Source organism: Shewanella sp. AC91-MNA-CIBAN-0169, from assembly GCF_040310165.1.
Classification (GTDB): domain Bacteria; phylum Pseudomonadota; class Gammaproteobacteria; order Enterobacterales; family Shewanellaceae; genus Shewanella.
In genome coordinates, this window is record NZ_JBEOPM010000004.1 from 102,357 (window position 1) to 121,594 (window position 19,238).

Below are 19,238 nucleotides of genomic sequence, written 5' to 3' on the forward strand. Positions count from 1 at the left end.
GATTGTGGATCGAAATAACATTATACCTTAAGATCACTAACTTGCCTTCACCGCCTTAATTCTTCACTCAAGCATATTGGATAATCAATGAAAGCTGACTTTAGTGCGATACGTTCATTATGTTTACTGCGTTTGTCTGCCATTGGTGATGTTTGCCACGCAGTAGCAATGGTGCAGGCTATTCAAAAACAGTATCCAGACCTGAGTATTACGTGGATTATTGGTAAGGTTGAATATCAATTACTTAAGCATTTGCCTGGGATCCAGTTTGTTATTTTCGATAAGTCCAAGGGCTGGCATAGCTATGTTCAGTTACGTCGTGATTTACAAGGTCAACGTTTTGATGTGCTGCTGCATATGCAAGTTGCACTTCGTGCGACCATAGCCTCATTAGTGATCAAGGCGCGGGTTCGGGTCGGGTTTGATAAGGCTAGAGCCAAAGAAGGTCAGTGGTTGGTGACCAATCACGCCGTTGAGCCCTTGGCCACACCGCATGTGTTAGACGGTTTTATGGGCTTTGCTAAAGCCATTGGTGTAGAAGACTTAACGCCACGCTGGAATATTCCTGTACCACAAGCCGACACCGACTTTGCCAAACAACTGGTGGGCGATGATAAAGTCATGGTGATTTGCGCAGCAGCCAGTAAGGCCGAACGCAACTGGCTGCCAGAGCGTTACGCTGCCGTTGCTGATTATGCTATTACGCAGGGATTTAGAGTAATGTTGTGCGGCGGCCCAACAGCGTTAGAAAAAAATCTAGCGGATGTGATTCAATCGCATAGCCAACAGCCATTGGACAACCAAGTAGGCAAGACATCTTTGACTCAGCTGCTTGCAGTGTTAAAACAAGCCAATCTAGTGCTAGCACCCGATACAGGACCCTTGCATATGGCTGTTACTCAAGGTACGCCAGTGATTGGTCTATATGCTCACTCAAACCCTGGACGAACAGGACCTTATCTGTATCGCCAGTACACTGTCAGTGTTTACCCGCAAGTGATAGCCAAGCAATTTGATGCACCTGTTAAGTGGGGCACGCGTGCTAAAGGTGAGCATTTAATGGTGATGATAGAAGTTGATCAGGTAAAGGCTCAGTTTGATCAATTCATTAACCAGTAAAAAGCTCGCCTTGAAGCGAGCTGTCATTATCTGAATTAGGATTTAATATTTATACTTGCCACGGAATAAACCAAATATCGCACTCAAAAGTGCTACGGGTAACTTTGTTTTTCGATGTTGTTTGAGTATGTACCAATTCCAAGCTTGTTTTTTATACTCAAGAATTTGTTCATTTGTTAATGTATCGTTGAACATATCGCAGAAATCGATGATGTATTTTAATTCTCTCATCGGGATATCTTGGCGGTAACCTCTGCCAGAATAATGGATGAAATCTGCTTTTTGATAATCATCATGCCCTAAAAGTTGCATACGATTAAAGTTAGCTTCTACACCTATGCTTTTTATATTATCTCTCCTGATGAGATAGTTAATATAGGTTTGGTCGTAAAATTTAACGTTGTTACAAATGGCCTGCATTTCTTCAATATTGGCTTTATCAAATAGTCCGGTTTCTTTAGATAGCAAAAACATCCCAGAGTTGTAATAAACTATTTTATTGTCTTCTTTTGGCCAGTCGACCTCGCCTAAGATATTATTAATTTGCACCGCTTGCTCACCCCGATCGCGATGAGCCCCTTCATTGAACATATAAACCGTATCAAGGTCAGAATAGAGTTCAAATATATCTCGCGCCCATGGCGTCACGATAATATCTGCATCTAGATACAGTACTCGATCATATTCTTTGAGTATCTCTGAAATATATAGCTTTTCAGACCATGCCGGGCTGGCATCAAATTTAGGGTTACTGACATGAATTTTATAATGCAGTTGATCTGAAACGATGACATCAGCCCCAATTCTTTTACCATAAGCTTTAAAGCTGGCAATGGCAGCGCGATACATTGGGTTATCGCCAATAGCGAGTGTAAAAATAGCCTTCTTCATCCGTTCACCTTGCGTATATTTATGTATTGGGTGTTAAGTCTTTAACCGAGAGAGTTCATTTTTTTATATTGTTGGAATACTCGGTCAACGCTGATGTCTTCAATGTGGCCTCTACCTTCTGTTGCATACATGACATGCGATACCTCACTTTCTGGTGGTGCCCAATAAGGCTTTTTCTCACGCATCATTGCTAATAAAGGACGTTGAGCAGCAAAAGCAAAGTGCAATATTGCCGTATCGACTGTTATCACAAAATCGGAGTGTGCAATGAGTGATGGTAGTTCAAAAAAATGTTCGTTAACGGTGAAAACAGCCGTTTGCGTATTTGTTCGAGCCGTAAATTTTTCAGTTTCAATACTAACAGAGTCAAAGTTTTCTTGAGTGACATTAATAATGAAACGTTGGCTAGAATCAATTGCCGATATTTTTTCAATGAGGGAGAATAATTGTGATAATTTCCAATCTTTTTTCTCATTGGTTGATAAATGATTTAAAAATATGAGTTTCCCTTGTTTTTCTGGGTCACTAAATTTGGAGTTTAACCACGACTGAGTAATGGGTTCAATTGCGTCTGGGGTCTTTAACGTCGGCATTAATTGCTCGGAAGTTAAGGTAAGTCCCAAAACTTCACTAAATATCATATTGTATCTGTCAGTAATGTGGTGCGACTTAGGTAAGTTACTCTCATCTAAGATAAAAGTATGGTCTGAATGGCGAAAAAATATCTTGTTTAACCATCCAAATGAAGCACTTTTAGGGATGCTCGACACGATAAACGCTTTGTCGTTTATGCTGCGAGCGATTTGTGAATATTGTCGACTTTTACTGACAGAATGACAAAAAATAATGTCATACTTACGCAGCTTGGCTTGCTCCACATGGCTTTGCATTGCTAATTTTGAATCAGTGCAGCCGTAAGTGAGCTTAAAGGCACCCTCTGTATCCATCCATTGTTGCAAAATTTTGCTTCTAGATAAGCGCCAGCTATCACTATTACAACGAATATCATCTAACCATATGTCGATTTCAATATGAGCATATTGCTTTTTTAAAGCGATAAGAAAGGTTTTTAAGTAAAGAAAGTCACCTAACGCAACTGGCGAAATAAACAGTAAGCGTTGACATGTTTGCAATTGCTTTGTAGACACTATTGGCATATGAATAGACAGCTTTGTTGATAGTTATACTTGAAATAATACCTTGAAAAGAGGGCTTTTTGAATCAATACCTTGAGAAAAGCTAATAGATGTATTGATTTCATTTGATATCAGATTGGTCGGTTGAGAGGATTAGATGTAAATTGAGGCGTGTTATCATTTATACTAGTGCTCTTTGCAAATTCTGATGCGGAATTATTAATAGGAATTGACTTGCGATGATTTGTTTTGATGTTTTACATCCCTATTATTTACCACAATACTTTCCTGTCGCTGCAGAGCTACAGAAGCGTTCGGTTCCTGTGACATATGTTATCTACAAGAGTGTTGATCAGCAGTCGGTATTGGAAGCGCTTGTAAGTAAGCATCAGCTAAATGTTGTCTGGGTTAATGATGAATCAGAAGCGCTTGAATTTTATTTGTTGAACAAGCCTCAATGGGTTGTGTTCGGTAATGCATTTGCTTCAGCGTCACGATTAAAAGGGATCAGTCAGACTGCTTTGATGCAGCATGGTGTCGGGCCAAAGTCGGTATATTATACTGTTTCAAAAGGCGATATTGAAGTTCGCTTTGTGGAAGGCCAATATCGTTTAAAGCGATTACAGGAGATGTTTCCTGAAAAAGTGTTCATTGATACTGGTTATGCCAAGCTAGATCCAATTATCCAAGGAGATGAACAGGGTTTAGACTTAGCTTCTTTAGGATTAGATACTAATAAAAAAACCTTGTTATATGCGCCTACATTTTACCCAAGCAGCATTGAAGAAATGGCTAAAAATTGGCCATCTCAATTTTCTGAATATAATATATTGCTCAAACCACATTATTTTTCATTGAGTAAATCAAATTATAAAAAACAAAAAGCGCTGCTAACTCACTGGGCTAGTTTCGACAATGTTTATTTAGCGCCTGCTGAAGAAGCAAATTTATTACCTTTTATGGTCTCTGCCGATGTATTAATTAGCGATGCTTCATCTGCCTTATTTGAATTTGCTGCATTAAATAAACCTGTTGTATGGTGTGATTTTTATCACTTACGTTGGTCTTATCGTGGGATTTTTAAATTCAGGTTTAAGAATCGTGTGGATCAAGATTTATACCGCTACGCAGACATTGCTGCGCACGCCAGAACATATAAAGAATTAAAGCAAGTTGTTGATCAACAGATAGCACATCCAGAGTTGTTTGCGCCTCAACGGACGCAATATACGGCAGAGCTAGTGGGTGTTGTTGATGGCCTTTGTAGCCAACGAATTACTGACTATTTATTAGAATAAGGATTTAGATGAACATTATTACATTCGGTACTTTTGACATGTTTCATATTGGTCATTTAAATATTTTAGAAAGAGCGAAAGAGTTAGGCGGTAAGTTGGTTGTTGGGGTGTCATCTGATGCTCTTAATTTTAGTAAAAAACAACGAAACCCTATTTGCGATGAAATCGATCGAATGAGAATTGTCGCGGCTCTATCCTGTGTAGATCAAGTTTTTCTTGAAGAGTCATTAGAGCTTAAAGCAGAGTACATTCAAAAGTATCAAGCTGATTATTTAGTGATGGGGGATGATTGGGAGGGACGTTTTGATCATCTATCTCATCTATGTAAAGTAGTGTATTTACCAAGAACCCCTGCGATTTCAACAACAATGTTAATTGAGATCGTTAAAGAAATTAGATAGTGAGTTCATCATTTCTATGAAACAGGAACATGCTATGGATAAAAAACGCCATAGCATGTTGCTGTTAAGCTAGTTTTCGCTTCGTAAGAGCTATAAACCGTTATTGACCAATAAAATGTTGGGTTTTAAGCCAATCTAAATATTCAGGTACAGCTTGCTCAACTGTTTTAAACTCAGCTTGATAACCAGCCGCTCTTAATTGAGTTAAATCTGCTTGGGTATAACTCTGATAAGCGCCTTTCAATTTGTCTGGGAAAGGAATGTATTCAACGTGCCCTTTACCATGATAAGCAATCACAGCATTGGCAACATCATTAAAGCTTTGCGCTTGGCCTGTTCCGCAGTTATATATGCCCGATACTGATGGATTCTGCCATAGCCATAAATTGACGTTAACCACATCTTCGACAAACACAAAGTCACGAAGTTGCTGACCATTTTCATAACCATCAACACCTTCAAACAAACGACACACACCATTAGCGTTAATTTGGTTGTTAAAGTGGAACGCCACACTGGCCATGCCACCCTTGTGTTGTTCACGTGGACCATAGACGTTGAAATAACGTAATCCTGCCACTTGGCCAGTGAGCTTTTGCTGTCTTACATATTGATCAAATAAGAACTTAGAGTAAGCGTAGACATTGAGCGGTTTTTCGAGTTCGCGTTGCTCAATAAACTTTTCGCTGCCACCATAGACAGATGCAGAAGAAGCATAAATAAATTGGCAGTTATTAGCTTGGCTGTAATGCAATAATGTTTTTGAATACTCGTAGTTATTGGCCATCATAAACTTGCCATCCCACTCGGTGGTCGATGAGCAAGCGCCTTGATGGAAAATGACTTCAAGTTTGTTATCAAAATCGCCCGCTTTGATTTGCTTGATGAAATCATCTTTATCAAGATAATCAGCAATTTCACAATCGGCTAAATTGAACATCTGGGTGCCGTCAGTTAAGTCGTCTACCGCAATAATGTCATTTCGGCCCATGGCATTAAGTTGTTTTACTAAATTACTACCAATAAACCCGGCTGCGCCTGTCACAACTATCATATTCGTATTTCCATTATTGTTGCTCGCGATGAGCTAATTTAACACACTGCGACAATCTAAGATTGTTTGTTCAAAAAGTCGGCTATTTCATTCGATACCTGATCAAAATTGATTAATGCCATATTACGACCCGTTCTTTTTCCTACGGGAGGCGTATAAGCAAATCGTTTGCTTGGTTCAGATAATGTTCCCCATCTAATATGAGGTGTTGAGCGTCTTCCTGCGTAAAATCCAACAGTAGGCACATTATGTAAGCCCGCGATATGCAGAGGCCCTGTTGAGCCGGCAATAAACATGTCTGCTGCTACCAATGATTCGGAAAAATCAATCAAACGGTCTAACGGCTTAGCCAGCGATATTTTAATTGAGGTATTGGCCAGTAACGTTTGAATTTCTTTTGCTAGCTCCAGTTCACTTCCGTTAAATGTTAAAATAAAATGGCATGCTGATTGAGTTTGTTGATCAACATTTATCATTAACTGAACTAGCTTTTCTACAGGTACGCAACCAGAAGAGCCACCGGTACCTGGATGAATAAAAATTAGCTTTTCGTTGGTTAACTTTTGGTAGTGTTGTTGCCAATATTCTTTGCGATCACTCATATCCCAAAATCTATCAGGTAGTTTAGGAATGGCATAACCGTGGTGAGTTAAGAAGTGCTCTACCAGCATACACGCACCTCGCCAGCAACCTTCACTGTTTAAGTATTCATTGCTTGCTCGATGTTTATATAAATATTGATACCAATTATGTTTAGGTACTAATTTATATGGAATATTGCTTTTGCTAAGAATTTTATAAATTCGAAATTCTGACAACAGAATGATTACAGCATCGTAATGTTGCTTCGCAATTTGCTCAGCAATGTCTGTATCATCTTTTGAGTCGATAATCGTGTTGTCTACATATGGACAGGCTTCAGCAAAGGACTTAACAACCGGTGCGACAAATACATCAATAGTCGCTTCGGGCATTGCTTTTCTGAGTAAATAAAGTGCTGGCCATGTCAGTACAAAATCGCCAATTTTATCGTGTTTGATGACTAAGATTTTTTTCATATGACTGTCTGAAAGATAAAATATTAACTTAATTCCATCAGATGATGGGGCTTATTGTATTGTGACTTTTAACGATTTTCTCAACGACCATGATGATTGGCGCAAGAGCTGTCACAGAGTATATCAACTCAAGACCGTTTGTTCATCGTTTGCATGCGGAATTGTATCAAGGGTTAACAAATATCGGTTGCTATTGTTAACTAATCTAGCCATTGTGATGAATTTTTTGACAACAAGCTAAAGCCAGAATATTAATGATATACTCCCAAACCTCTCACTGTAAAAATGGTGAAATGCATGTGAGTGCAAGGACGCAAAACAACCACGGTTTTCTTAAGGGTTGTTTTCAATTTATTCAATGGATTAAATCAAATGTCACTAGTAAAAGTAACCTAACGGTAGCATCAACCATTTTATTCAGCAGATGTCGCCATTACTGAATATTCTAGGGTTAAATATCAGTAGTTGAACATGATTAAATTGGGTGTTTGGGTTAGTAATATATGAAATGTAAAGTTTTTCTCATTAATTTAGATAACAGTACTGAACGATTTACGTTCATGGATGAGCAGCTAAAACAATTAGGTATCGAATACCAACGTATTTCCGCCGTATACGGTAAGGATTTGCACGATATCGATATTGCGAAAGTGTATGATCCGCAAACAAACCTTCAAAAATACGACAAAAAGCTTAATTTGGGTGAAATTGGCTGCTACCTAAGCCATGTCCAATGTTGGCAAATGATTATTGAACAACAGTTAGATTACGCTTTAATTCTTGAGGATGACTCTATCCTAGATCCTGCGTTAATGACGGTGATACAACACATTAATAATCTTTCTGCTGATTGGGATTACATTAAATTGTGTCACGGGCGTAAGCCCAAAGGTATTGTAAAATCGATTGTGCTTGATGAGCGCTTTAGTTTATCCACATGTTTAAAGTTACCAGCTTCAACCCGCGGCCAATGCGTGTCATTTGCTGGAGCACAAAAATTATTAGCAACGGCATACCCTATTGCCCGTCCTGTTGATATTGATATTCAATTTTGGTTCGAAAAACAATTACGTTGCTTTGTTGTAAGACCTTTTCCTGTGATTGGAACCGATTTAGACAGTGATATTAATCGACAAGGTAGACGTACTCATGTTGAACGTCATCATTTATTGCGTATTTGGCAAAAAGTGAAGTTCGAGTTGAAATTGTTGAAACATAAACAACATCTGCCATCACTTCCCAAAATACAAAAATAGTCATGTCGCCATGTGATATTAACCCATACCTAAACCAAATGGTGATTCATTCTGGTGATAAAAGTCGCTAAACTAGCGGCTACAAATGATGTAAAGGCGAAATATTATGCACAGAAGAGCAATTTATCCAGGTACTTTTGACCCTGTAACTAACGGTCATGCCGATTTAATCGAACGTGCAGCCCGCTTATTCAAGCATGTGATTATTGGTATAGCGTCAAATCCTTCTAAGCAGCCTCGTTTCTCTCTCGAAGAACGTGTCGCTCAAGTTAACTTAGTGACAGCACATTTAAAAAATGTCGAAGTTGTCGGCTTTACTGGGTTGTTGGTTGATTTCGCTAAAGAGCAACATGCGAGTGTGTTGATCCGTGGGCTTCGTGCGGTATCTGATTTCGAATACGAGTTTCAGTTGGCAAATATGAATCGCCGTTTAAGCCCTGATCTTGAAAGTGTGTTTTTAACCCCTGCGGAAGAAAACTCATTTATTTCTTCTACGTTAGTAAAAGAAGTGGCATTACATGGGGGTGATGTGAGTCAATTTGTTCATCCACAGATCGCAGCTGCATTAAAGCTGAAAGTAGCACAAATTCAATTAGATAAAGAAGGTAAGTAATTTCATGATAAAAGGATTTAAGTCAACTAAGGTTGCTGCCGCACTTGGATTAAGCGCGATGATGCTCTATAGCAGTGCTCAAGCTGCACCATGGGTCGATACTTCTGATATCTATTTGCGTGCAGATATTCAAGCCTTAGCTGATGCCGGAGTGATTAGTGCACCTATTAATACATTTCCATTGATGTGGTCTGGTATTGGAACTGATTTAGCTCAAGCTGAACCTGCTTTGTTAACGCCAGATTTGGTGGATGCATTTGCACGAGTTAATTTTTACTACCAAAATGCTGTAGGGAATCGTGGTAACACCAGTATAAAAGTAGCAGCAGCATCTGATGAGGCGCGTTTTCAACATTTTGGCTCTGATTATCGTGAAAAGGGCCAGTTACAAGGCTCACACGAATACACTGGAGAGCGATTTTCTTATAAGATTTCTGCATCGGCAAATTATAACCCTGCGGACGACGAAGAAATCCGTTTAGATGATTCTTATATTGCGGTAGTGCTAGGCAATTGGATTGTCACTGCCGGTAGCGTCGGTCAATGGTGGGGACCTGGATTTGACTCATCATTGCATAAATCAAATAATGCTCGTCCAATGCCGTCTTTAATGGTCAGTCGTAATAATTCTCAAGCATTTGAAACACCTTGGCTGTCATGGATAGGCGATTGGAGCTTAACTGGTGGTGTGAGTGTTACCGAAGAAGATCGTTATGCTCCACATACCCTATTATGGAATCTTCGTGGGGCAATTAAGCCATTTAGGCAGTTAGAAATTGGCTTATCGTGGACTACACAGTTTTGCGGTGAAGGCCAAGAATGTAGCTTCAATACCGCAGTTAAATCCATTACTGGTCAGCGTGATTGTCGAGCGGATACCGGCCAAGGTGAAGGTTGTTCAAACTATGGTAACCAGATGGCGGGCTTTGATGTCCGTTATGCAGATACCTGGTTTGATGTGCCTGTCGGTTTGTACTTAGAGCGTACCTGCGAAGATTCAAAAGGTGATCCATGGCAAATCGTTGATTGCGGTAAAATGGTTGGTGCAGACACACGCTTTAATATTGCCAAACAACAATATAAATTATTTATCGAGTACACCGATACTATGGTGTATTGCGGTGAAGACAAAGATCAATTTAACTGTTTTTATGAGCATTCAACATACCAAAGTGGCTCACGTTATTATGGTCGTGCGTTTGGCAGTACCTATGACAGTGATGCCAATGTTTATGCATTAGGCTTAATTGGTCAGTTCGATAATAGTCATGGTTTTACCTCTATTCTCCGTTATGCTCAACTGAATAAAGACGGTGTTAATCGCGGTGGTGTTTGGGCTCCACAGCCATTGAAAGAAGATATCATGATGCTGGAATTGTCATATCGTTTGCCTATGTTTAACGGCATGTTGACCTTAGGTGGCAGTGTGGCTAATTCAGAGTTCGAAGTACAAGATGATGATACTCAAGGCACTGTTTTTTCGACTTACGAATATAAGTTTTAAGCCTTATGGTTGATTAACCCGAGTTGAGGTTGATGATATGAGGGAGCCCAATGGCTCCCTTTTTTATGTGTAAATTGACATGCGATTTAGGCGTTATTTATCCGACTAACGCTGTTGGCATAAACCACAAAAAACCGTGGTACGTTGGCCCAGTTTTATCTCACTTAATAAATTGCCACAGGCTGTACAGGTTTTGCCGCCACGGCCATAAACATGCAGTTTTTGGGCAAAATAACCTGGCTTACCGTCTGCATTAGTAAAGTCTTTTAATGTTGTTCCGCCTTGTTCAATGGCGTGTGCCAAAATTTGTTTAACTTCACTGACAAGAATCGTTAGCCGTTCTAAATCAATACTTCCTGCCGCGGCTTCGGGGTGGATCCCGGCAGCAAATAAAGCTTCGTTGGCGTAAATATTACCGGCTCCAACCACGATGTGATTATCCATTAAGCACAGTTTAATCGCCTTTTTCTTGCCAGCAAGTGCTGCTTGTAATTGTAATGGCGTGAAATGAGGGCTTAGTGGTTCTGGGCCAAGCTTTGATAGCAGTGGATGGGCTTCTTCTGGTAATTCATACCACAACCAAGCACCAAAGCGACGTGGATCGTTAAATCGCAACATGCGGCCATTTTCGAGTACTAAATCAATATGGTCATGTTTTTCGATTGGGGTATTGCGCGGTAAAATACGTAAGCTGCCTGACATGCCTAAATGCACTATTGTCATTCCTGCATTGGTATCAATGAGTAAGTATTTCGCTCGTCTGCGGACATTGGTAATACGCTGACCAACAATGTTTTGAGCAATAGCCGGTACAGGCCAACGAAGCGAGGCATTGCGCACAATCAATTCACTTACCGTTTGCTCAATAAGATATGGACTGATCCCTAGACGGGTCACTTCAACTTCTGGTAATTCGGGCATAATGACTCATTATTTTGATTGAGGAGGTATGGCTAATATAGGTTGTAACCCAGCTCGTAAACTCGGCGGTACTAGATACCAATTTTGACTAGACGATTGTAACAAACCTTCATTAGGGAAATAGCGCCATAATTGTGTCGTTTGCATATTATCGATGGCAATAGACAGAGTTTGCTCTTTAAGGCTATGTTCAGGCTGATTTTTTAATGGTGATACACTAATATTTTGCCATGATAAAGCCCATTGCTGACAATTGAGCACCTGCGAATGACACTGCCACTGTCCGTCTTGTTGACTTAGCCAAATACCATTAAGTTGTAATTGTTTCAACGGCAGCTGCAGATCAAATAAAGGCACGGTATCATCCAGCACATTGGCGGTTTTGTCATTGATAAAAGACAACACCGCAATCATAAATACACTGGCACCAATAATAATATAGTTCCAACTTTTACGTGACAGAGCCATAAATCACCTTAACGTGAATAAAAAACTATCTCAAACTAGCGATGTAACGCGCTAGTTTGAAGCGGCAAATAATGGCATAAGTGTACCATTGACGATAGCAAAAACAATTAGCCGCCAGTGGCATTCATAAAGCGTAGTATTTGTGGCGCAGCGTTGAGGTTAAAGTGGTGAGATTGCGGCTTGTATTGCATTCCATCGGTAATGGCTTGTTTAAGACGTTCAATGTCGGCAGGGAATTGTCGCACAATTGACTTTAAATCAATGGAATTGTCATTACCTAAGCACAAGAGTAATTGCCCTTCAACGGTCACTCTTACGCGATTACATTGATGACAAAAGTCATTGCTGTGTGGCGATATAAATCCGATACGAATCGTGCTGTCGGCCATCTTTACATATCGAGAGGGGCCGCCTGTGCGTTTTGATGAAGCGATTAAGGGATAGCGCGTTTCTATAATGTTTCGGACTTCGTCACTTGAGCAATGACGGTGACGATGGCGATCATCCATGAGTCCAATTGGCATTTCTTCAATAAAAGCAATATCGAGTTGGCGTTGGCGACAGAACTCAACTAAATCTAATACTTCATGATCGTTTTGCCCGCGTAGAATGACCGTATTAATTTTGATGTTACGAAAGCCAGCCGCTATTGCGGCATCAATGCCAGCGATGACACGCTCCAGTTTACCGTTACGTGTTAGCTGCGTAAACACATCGGGGTTTAAGGTATCAAGGCTGATATTCAATCGGCTAAGACCATTATCAAACAGTGGCTGCGCCAACTTAGATAACCGAGACCCATTAGTGGTCATTGAGAGTTCTTCAAGACCAGGCAATTGCTTTAACAATTTGACCAGTTTGTCACAGTCGGATCGCACTAGTGGCTCGCCACCAGTGAGGCGTATTTTTTTTACCCCAAGCTCTGTAAAAGCTTGGGCTATCCACGATAATTCTTCCAAGCTAAGAACATGTGATTTAGGTAAAAAAGTCGGATCTTCACTCATGCAATATACACAGCGAAAATCGCAACGATCGGTTACCGATAAGCGTAAATAATCTACTTTTCGCTGAAAGCTGTCGATAAGTTGGCTCATATCAGCACTTACAGTAAATCAGCAAAGGGTTGAATAAACACAGACTCGCCAGCAGGTATGCTGGCAGTATCATCACCAATAACAATTAAACAATTAGCGCTGACCATTGAGCTGAGCATGCCAGACCCTTGCGCACCCGTGGTACTTACCTTGATTCTGCCATCTGACCCAATAGCATAAATACCGCGTAAAAATTCAGTACGCCCCGTTTTACTGCGTAATGCATGCTGTGCAATGGCAGGAATAAACTGAGGTTGCCAGTGAAGTTCGCCAGCTAATTTACGGATAGCAGGTTGCACAAACTGTAAAAATGCCACCATAACCGCCACAGGGTTTCCCGGTAAGCCAAAAAATAGGCTGCGATCAATATTTCCTACCGCGAGAGGGCGACCTGGTCGCATGTTAATTCGCCAAAATTGAGTGTTGCCCACATTGGCGAGTGCCGTTTTAATGTAATCGGCATTACCCACAGATACGCCGCCAGAGCTGATGACGATATCTGCTTGCTCTGCCGCACTGCGTAACGTCGCGGTGAGTATGTGTTCATCATCTTCAATAATGCCTAAATCGATAACCTGACAACCGAGCTTTTTGGCCATCGATAATACGGTATAGCGATTTGAGTCATAGATGCAGTTTGGTTTGAGTGTTTGTCCTGGTTGGCTGACTTCATCGCCAGTTGAAAATACCGCGACGGTAGGGCGTTTAAATAAAGGTAGTCGATCAAATCCAAGTGATGCTAGTAGACCTAGTTCAGCGGCACCTAAGCGTTTTCCTGCCGCTAAAGCGACGTCACCGCTAGCAATATCTTCACCTGCTAGACGTACATGCTGACCTTTAATAATGTGTTCATGTTCAAAAAGGGTTAACAGGTTATCTTGTTCGTTTGCTAGCTCCCGTGGCTGAATGGTGTCAGCGCCTTTTGGCACTGTTGCTCCGGTCATAATGCGCACGGCTTCGCCGTCTTGCAGCATATTGGAGTAATGATGTCCTGCTAATACTTCTGCCACGATTTTAAGAGGTTTATTAGATAAGTTACTAAACGCAAAGGCATAACCGTCCATTGCTGAGTTAGTTTGTTGAGGTACGTTTATTTCAGAAATAATATCATGTGCCAGTACGCGATTATCAATATCGAAAAGACTGACTAATTCAGTGTCCACAATAGGGGTAACTTGGCTTAATACCGCCGCAACGCCTTGGGATACACTAATGCCATGTGGACTGTTTTCCGTATCGTCCATTTGAGCTGCTTTGCTCGCATCAATCGGCAAGCGGACCTCTTCTGCCTGCCAATTTTGTTGATAGTGTTGTACAAAATCAGCAATTTGCGCCACGTTGTTTAAATCTAAGCGCGTTAATGAATCAGGTACTGTGGTTTCATCACAACAGGCAATCGCAACGATATTGTCATCATGTATATGAATCAAAGGTTTATTATGTGCTGCACGGTGTAATTCAATTTTAGGTAATGCCAGCTTCTTAAAGCCTTCTACCAGTACGATATCGACTTTGTCGGCTTCAATTTGACGCAGTAAATGTTGTAATTGTGGGTCGTCATCAACAGGATCTTCAGTCATTAATGCCCAGCGTACATGAGACGCTACCAATACTTGCCTTGCCCCAGCTTTGCGCATTTCGAAACTGTCTTTACCCGGAACATCAACATCAAAATTATGATGTGCGTGCTTAATAACGGCTAAACGTAAACCGCGTTCAATTAAGACCGGAATAAGCTGTTTAAGTAGAGTGGTTTTACCTGTGCCACTGTATGCACAAAATCCCAAAACGGGAATGGACAATGGATTAGAAAATAATGCTGTCATGAAGTACCTCTACTGAATTACTTGGCAATTTGCGTTGCTAACTGCTGTTTTTGTTCTGGTGTATTGATGTTAACGAATGCATTGGGTTGGTCAGCAAAACTTTCTACTGCCACTTTATGTTGGCGATACCAAAAATCAATTTTGCGCTCTCCCGCATCTAAAAAAGCCTGCATCGATGCTGCCAGATGTGGTTTTAGCAATAACACTACGGGTTGTTCATATTCACCATCACTAGCAACAGCAAGGTCGGCTTGTTGTTGCTCTAAAGCCGCTAATAACCTTGCTGTTAAGTCGGTTGGCAGCATAGGACAGTCACAAGGGACCACAAGTAAATAATCAGCTTGAGTCTGTTTTAAGGCGGTAACCATTCCAGCTAAAGGGCCTAAATAACCGCTGTCTTGATCGCTGAAAACGGTGTAACCCCATTGCTCATATTGAGCTTGGTTTCGATTTGCGTTAATCAGGATCTGATCCACTTGAGTCGACAGCTTATTAATTGTATGACAAATCATCGCTTGGCCATTGAGATCCACTAAGCCTTTGTCATTGCCGCCCATTCGTCTTGCCATGCCGCCAGCTAAAATCACCGCATCAATTTGTGGTGCCATAATGTAATTCCGTTGTGTGGGTATCATGTAAATCATCTGTTTGGGGTACATGAATACTGGTATGAATTGTGCGTTGCTTTATATGCCAATGTTGTTGACACAACGCGGTCAGGCCACAAGTTTGATGACTGCTAATTAGCAGTCCTGTGCCGTCTTGTTTGAGTTGATTAATCATCGCGAGCACTAAGCGCTGTGAGTGTTTATCCATATTCGAAATCGGTTCATCAAGCATTAATAGTTTAGGTTGCGCAATCCAAGCTCTGGCAATGGCAAGACGTTGTCTCTCGCCACCCGATAGATCACTAGCATTATGATTCAGTAAATCGGTGAGTTGAGCCATATGAATGGCCTGTTGGATCCGTTTTTTACGTTGTTCAGGCGCTAAAGCCCGCTGATCCAAGGCGTAGGTTAAGTTGTACTTTACTGTGCCTTCAAAAAGATAAGGATGTTGATGTAAATAAACCGCTTTACCTAAAAGAGAGGACGGTCTCCACCACGTTTGAGGCGCAAATCCTTGGCTGGTGATCTGGCCTTGGTTTGGTTTAATTAATCCAGCGAGGAGTTTCATTAAGGTCGATTTACCCGAGCCATTGTCACCTTGCAGGTAAATGACATCACCTTGGCTAAAATGTAAATCAGTTGCGCTAAAGAGTCTCTGCTGATTAAAGGTTACCAGTAGGTTAGTTGCATGAATACTGGCCAAAGAGGTGTCTGAGTCATGTGATAATGTCATTTTAATGACTCCTCGGGACGGCTTTGCCTCGCAATGAACCTAAGATGAAGTTTAACACTACCGCTAATATCAATAAGACTAATCCTAGCGCGATAGCTTGTGCAAAATCGCCTTTGCTCGTTTCAAGTGCTATTGCGGTGGGAATATTACGGGTAACATTCATAATATTACCCCCTACCATCATCGAGCAACCTACTTCAGTTAAAATGCGACTAAACGCTGCAATAATGGCGAGTAGTAAGGGGCCCCGCAGTTCACGACATAAGGTCCAAACCGCGCGTAGCCATGAGGCTCCTAATGTACGAGATGTTTCCCACGCTCTACGATCTACACTGGCAAAAGCGGCTTGCGACAATGCGATTAATACTGGAGCACAAATTAACATCTGTCCTAAAATCATTCCTTTTTGGGTGAATAGCCACTTTAAATCGCCTAAGACACCATTGCGAGTTAACAATAAATATACTAATAAACCAATCACGACAGTGGGAATGGATTGCAATGTTTGCACTAAGTTAGTGACGATCCAGCGGCCTTTGAAATGACTAAACGCGAGGATAAAGCCTAACATCATCGACGGAACAATGGTGATCAACAGCGCGGCAAAAGACACCGAAAATGAGATGTTAATAATTGCCCACACATGTGGGTCAAAAGATAGCAGCAAGCTAAATGCTTGCTGCAATAGGGCTAACCAGCCGTCACTCATTTTTTATAAGTTGCCTTAAACAATTGCTCTCCTTGCACTTTATAATTATTGATCATAGTTTGCGTTGCAGGGCTAATAAACCAATCGCTTAATGCTCTTGCCCCTTTATGATTCAAGTCTGGGTATTTTGTAGGGTTGATCAAAATAATTTGGTAAGGGTTAGCTAATTCCGCGCCACCTTCAAAACTAATATTAAGGTCTAGCTTAGCTTTATAAGCAATAAACGTACCGCGATCCGCTAATGTATAAGCCTGAAACTCATTGGCCATTAATAAGGTTTTACCCATGCCTTGCCCAACGGAGGTATAGCCGCTAAATTCAGGTTTAACGTCCGCATCTTTCCAAATGGCTAACTCTTTCATATTAGTACCAGAGTTATCACCACGAGAAATAAATTTACTTGGCTTATGAGCTATTTTGCTAAATGCTTCAGTGGCATCTTTGCTCGACTTGAGCCCAGCCGGATCATTTTTAGGCCCTAATACAATAAAATCATTTTCCATAATTCCGCGAGGCTCAATACCATAACCGTCAGCAACAAACTGTGCTTCGGCTTCTGGAGCATGAGTCATAACGACATCAACATCTCCCTGACTTGCCAGCTTCAATGCTTTACCTGTACCCGTAGCAATCACTTGTACACTATAGCCTGATTCTGCTTCAAATTTAGGTAACAGCGCACCAAGTAATCCTGAGTTTTCAGTACTGGTCGTGGTCGCTAACTTAATCACTTCATTTGCGAATGCCGTTGTGCTGAACATTGCTCCGCTGAGTACCGATGCCGCCAACAGAATACTAACGCTTGCTTTGAGTTTTAACATTGCCGCTCCTTGATATATTAATAATCATGATGTTCATACTGAAAACTTGTACAAAACATTAAGCCGTTTTGCTTAATTACTAATGCAATAAGCAAGTTAGATGCCAAGCAGTGTTAATGCAATTACAGTTCACGCATAAAATCGAAACTGTGAACTTGCTCCCAAGCTTTAACAATTTATATTAGACAAATTGTCCCACGATCACTTTTCTGTGGTTCATAGTGACCAAGTGATGTGAATTCGATGATACAGTGGTGAAAAGCGCGACAAAATGTCCAAATAAGAGTCCATTTATGAGTCCAAATGAACATATTTCCCCAGTAAGCAAGACCACTATGTCGGTTCTTATCGTTGATGATGAGCCTGGCATGCGTAGTTTTTTGATGAAAGCCTTGGCAAAGAAGTTTGCCTTGGTAGAAACCGCCTCCACAATTGCCCAAGCTGAAGAGTTACGCAGTCACGGCCATTTCGATTTATTGATTGTTGATATTCGATTGCCCGATCGTTCAGGTATCGAGTGGCATGAAGCGCTAGATGATCCAGATCGTCAATCAGATATCATTTTTATGACCGGTTATGCTGATATGGATGTGGCAATCAAAGCATTACGTGCTGGCGCCTCTGATTTCATTATGAAACCGTTTCACTTAGAACAAATGATTACCGCCGTTGACCGCTGTATCGAGAAACGATTGCTAAAGCGTGAAAATTTTATGCTAAGGCGAGAACTATCGCACGGACAGTCATCCACCATTATCGGCAACAGTGAAGCTATCCGTGATGTGAAAGAGGTCATTGAACGCATCGCACCGACTAACGCAGTTGTATTAATTGAGGGCGAATCAGGCACAGGTAAAGAGCTGGTGGCCAGACAATTACATTTACAGAGTGGCCGAAGTGGTGCATTTGTCCCAGTAAACTGTGGTGCCATCGCCCCTGAATTGTTAGCCAGTGAACTATTTGGCCATACAGCGGGCGCATTTACCGGGGCTAAAGGTAATCGTGAAGGGTTATTTAGTTATGCCTCTGGTGGCACGATATTTTTGGACGAAATTGGCGAAATGCCGATGAACATGCAAACCGCTTTACTCAGAGTGCTTGAGCAACGTGCTATTCGTCCTGTAGGAAGTGAAAAAGAAATCGATATTAATGTGCGCGTTGTCGCGGCCACTAATCGTTTATTAATTGATGAAGTTGAAGCGGGTCGTTTCAGACGTGATTTATTTTATCGTTTGAATGTATTGAACATTGTTATTCCATCTTTGCGCTCTCGGCCAGAAGATGTTGTTGAGCTGACTCATTACTTTACCTTGCAGTTGTCACAAGAGCTGGGTATTAAAGATGTTATTTGGAGTCACGAAGACCTACAAGTACTGCAACAGCATGATTGGCCCGGTAACATTCGTGAACTGCGTAATATGATTGAACGTTGCATCTTATTAGGCAAACCGCCTGCGGAATATTGGAAAAAACCAGTGTCAGTTATGGTGAATGATGCGATGGGCTACCCGTTAAATTGGCCATTAAAAGAAGTTGAAAAACAACATGTGACCAAAGTGGTCGATAGTCATAGTGGTAATAAATCTGCTGCAGCGCGAGATTTAGGAGTGTCACGAAAAACATTAGATAGAAAATATAAAGATTGGCTAACCCATGAAAAACAAGGCCTTGAGGAAGAATAATAGTGGTGCATTCTACTGGTATTTTTACGCGAGTTTTCGGTATTAG

19 protein-coding genes are annotated in these 19,238 nt (G+C 41.1%); 7 read left to right on the forward strand and 12 right to left on the reverse strand.

From position 1 onward, the window contains the following. The first annotated feature begins 87 nt into the window (after nucleotides 1–87). The gene (locus AAEY98_RS05770) at nucleotides 88–1,119 is read left to right on the forward strand and encodes a glycosyltransferase family 9 protein (RefSeq protein WP_192116211.1); all 1,032 of its coding nucleotides are present in this window, start codon (nucleotides 88–90) and stop codon (nucleotides 1,117–1,119) included. A gap of 42 nt (nucleotides 1,120–1,161) precedes the next feature. Here AAEY98_RS05770 and AAEY98_RS05775 read toward each other — a convergent pair whose 3' ends face one another. Together AAEY98_RS05775 and AAEY98_RS05780 are read right to left on the reverse strand one after the other, a co-directional pair. Continuing rightward, on the reverse strand, nucleotides 1,162–2,010 hold the full coding sequence (locus AAEY98_RS05775; RefSeq protein WP_192116210.1) for a glycosyltransferase: 849 nt from the start codon (nucleotides 2,008–2,010) through the stop codon (nucleotides 1,162–1,164). 41 nt (nucleotides 2,011–2,051) lie between these two features. Then, nucleotides 2,052–3,167, reverse strand: coding sequence for a glycosyltransferase family 9 protein (locus AAEY98_RS05780; RefSeq protein ID WP_182745108.1), 1,116 nt, complete (start codon nucleotides 3,165–3,167; stop codon nucleotides 2,052–2,054). 218 nt (nucleotides 3,168–3,385) lie between these two features. Between AAEY98_RS05780 and AAEY98_RS05785 the strand changes: the two genes are divergently transcribed. Both AAEY98_RS05785 and AAEY98_RS05790 read left to right on the forward strand, forming a co-directional pair. Next, nucleotides 3,386–4,444 carry a CDP-glycerol glycerophosphotransferase family protein gene (locus AAEY98_RS05785; protein WP_162024161.1) on the forward strand — a complete coding sequence of 353 codons (1,059 nt, stop codon included), beginning with the start codon at nucleotides 3,386–3,388 and terminating at the stop codon, nucleotides 4,442–4,444. An 8-nt stretch (nucleotides 4,445–4,452) separates the two neighbouring features. After that, nucleotides 4,453–4,845: an FAD synthase family protein gene (locus AAEY98_RS05790; RefSeq protein WP_011639339.1), complete on the forward strand. Its 393-nt coding sequence runs from the start codon at nucleotides 4,453–4,455 to the stop codon at nucleotides 4,843–4,845. Nucleotides 4,846–4,945: 100 nt separating this feature from the next. On the opposite strand, the gene rfaD is transcribed toward AAEY98_RS05790, so the two are convergent. Both rfaD and AAEY98_RS05800 read right to left on the reverse strand, forming a co-directional pair. Beyond that, nucleotides 4,946–5,899: an ADP-glyceromanno-heptose 6-epimerase gene (gene rfaD, locus AAEY98_RS05795; protein ID WP_182745107.1), complete on the reverse strand. Its 954-nt coding sequence runs from the start codon at nucleotides 5,897–5,899 to the stop codon at nucleotides 4,946–4,948. 56 nt (nucleotides 5,900–5,955) lie between these two features. Continuing rightward, complete coding sequence (locus AAEY98_RS05800) at nucleotides 5,956–6,957, reverse strand: glycosyltransferase family 9 protein (protein ID WP_182745106.1); 1,002 nt, start codon at nucleotides 6,955–6,957, stop codon at nucleotides 5,956–5,958. Nucleotides 6,958–7,460: 503 nt separating this feature from the next. Here AAEY98_RS05800 and AAEY98_RS05805 point away from each other — a divergent pair. From AAEY98_RS05805 to AAEY98_RS05815, 3 genes are all read left to right on the forward strand, one after another. Beyond that, the gene (locus AAEY98_RS05805; protein ID WP_192116209.1) at nucleotides 7,461–8,213 is read left to right on the forward strand and encodes a glycosyltransferase family 25 protein; all 753 of its coding nucleotides are present in this window, start codon (nucleotides 7,461–7,463) and stop codon (nucleotides 8,211–8,213) included. Nucleotides 8,214–8,319: 106 nt separating this feature from the next. Then, nucleotides 8,320–8,826, forward strand: a complete 507-nt coding sequence (gene coaD, locus AAEY98_RS05810; RefSeq protein WP_011639335.1) for a pantetheine-phosphate adenylyltransferase — start codon at nucleotides 8,320–8,322, stop codon at nucleotides 8,824–8,826. Between the two features lie 4 nt (nucleotides 8,827–8,830). Beyond that, complete coding sequence (locus AAEY98_RS05815; protein ID WP_351015539.1) at nucleotides 8,831–10,330, forward strand: capsule assembly Wzi family protein; 1,500 nt, start codon at nucleotides 8,831–8,833, stop codon at nucleotides 10,328–10,330. 105 nt (nucleotides 10,331–10,435) lie between these two features. On the opposite strand, the gene mutM is transcribed toward AAEY98_RS05815, so the two are convergent. The 8 genes from mutM to AAEY98_RS05855 form a co-directional block, all read right to left on the reverse strand. Continuing rightward, nucleotides 10,436–11,251: a bifunctional DNA-formamidopyrimidine glycosylase/DNA-(apurinic or apyrimidinic site) lyase gene (mutM, locus tag AAEY98_RS05820; RefSeq protein ID WP_101088594.1), complete on the reverse strand. Its 816-nt coding sequence runs from the start codon at nucleotides 11,249–11,251 to the stop codon at nucleotides 10,436–10,438. A 9-nt stretch (nucleotides 11,252–11,260) separates the two neighbouring features. After that, on the reverse strand, nucleotides 11,261–11,719 hold the full coding sequence (locus tag AAEY98_RS05825; protein WP_351015542.1) for a hypothetical protein: 459 nt from the start codon (nucleotides 11,717–11,719) through the stop codon (nucleotides 11,261–11,263). A 107-nt stretch (nucleotides 11,720–11,826) separates the two neighbouring features. Next, nucleotides 11,827–12,813, reverse strand: coding sequence for a GTP 3',8-cyclase MoaA (gene moaA / locus AAEY98_RS05830; RefSeq protein WP_351015545.1), 987 nt, complete (start codon nucleotides 12,811–12,813; stop codon nucleotides 11,827–11,829). Nucleotides 12,814–12,821: 8 nt separating this feature from the next. After that, on the reverse strand, nucleotides 12,822–14,639 hold the full coding sequence (locus tag AAEY98_RS05835; protein ID WP_351015548.1) for a bifunctional molybdopterin-guanine dinucleotide biosynthesis adaptor protein MobB/molybdopterin molybdotransferase MoeA: 1,818 nt from the start codon (nucleotides 14,637–14,639) through the stop codon (nucleotides 12,822–12,824). Between the two features lie 17 nt (nucleotides 14,640–14,656). After that, entirely contained in the window at nucleotides 14,657–15,247 is a 591-nt protein-coding gene (gene mobA, locus AAEY98_RS05840) for a molybdenum cofactor guanylyltransferase MobA (protein ID WP_011639329.1), read from the reverse strand. Then, nucleotides 15,231–15,980: an energy-coupling factor ABC transporter ATP-binding protein gene (locus AAEY98_RS05845; protein ID WP_101088590.1), complete on the reverse strand. Its 750-nt coding sequence runs from the start codon at nucleotides 15,978–15,980 to the stop codon at nucleotides 15,231–15,233. Before AAEY98_RS05845 ends, mobA begins: the two co-directional genes overlap by 17 nt. A gap of 1 nt (nucleotide 15,981) precedes the next feature. Then, nucleotides 15,982–16,689 carry an ABC transporter permease gene (locus AAEY98_RS05850; protein WP_101088589.1) on the reverse strand — a complete coding sequence of 236 codons (708 nt, stop codon included), beginning with the start codon at nucleotides 16,687–16,689 and terminating at the stop codon, nucleotides 15,982–15,984. Further along, nucleotides 16,686–17,450: an ABC transporter substrate-binding protein gene (locus AAEY98_RS05855; protein WP_392343379.1), complete on the reverse strand. Its 765-nt coding sequence runs from the start codon at nucleotides 17,448–17,450 to the stop codon at nucleotides 16,686–16,688. The genes AAEY98_RS05850 and AAEY98_RS05855 overlap by 4 nt, the downstream gene beginning before the upstream one ends. A 353-nt stretch (nucleotides 17,451–17,803) precedes the next feature. On the opposite strand from AAEY98_RS05855, the gene AAEY98_RS05860 reads away from it, so the two are divergent. Continuing rightward, nucleotides 17,804–19,192, forward strand: a complete 1,389-nt coding sequence (locus AAEY98_RS05860) for a sigma-54-dependent transcriptional regulator (protein ID WP_351015554.1) — start codon at nucleotides 17,804–17,806, stop codon at nucleotides 19,190–19,192. Nucleotides 19,193–19,238 lie beyond the last annotated feature (46 nt).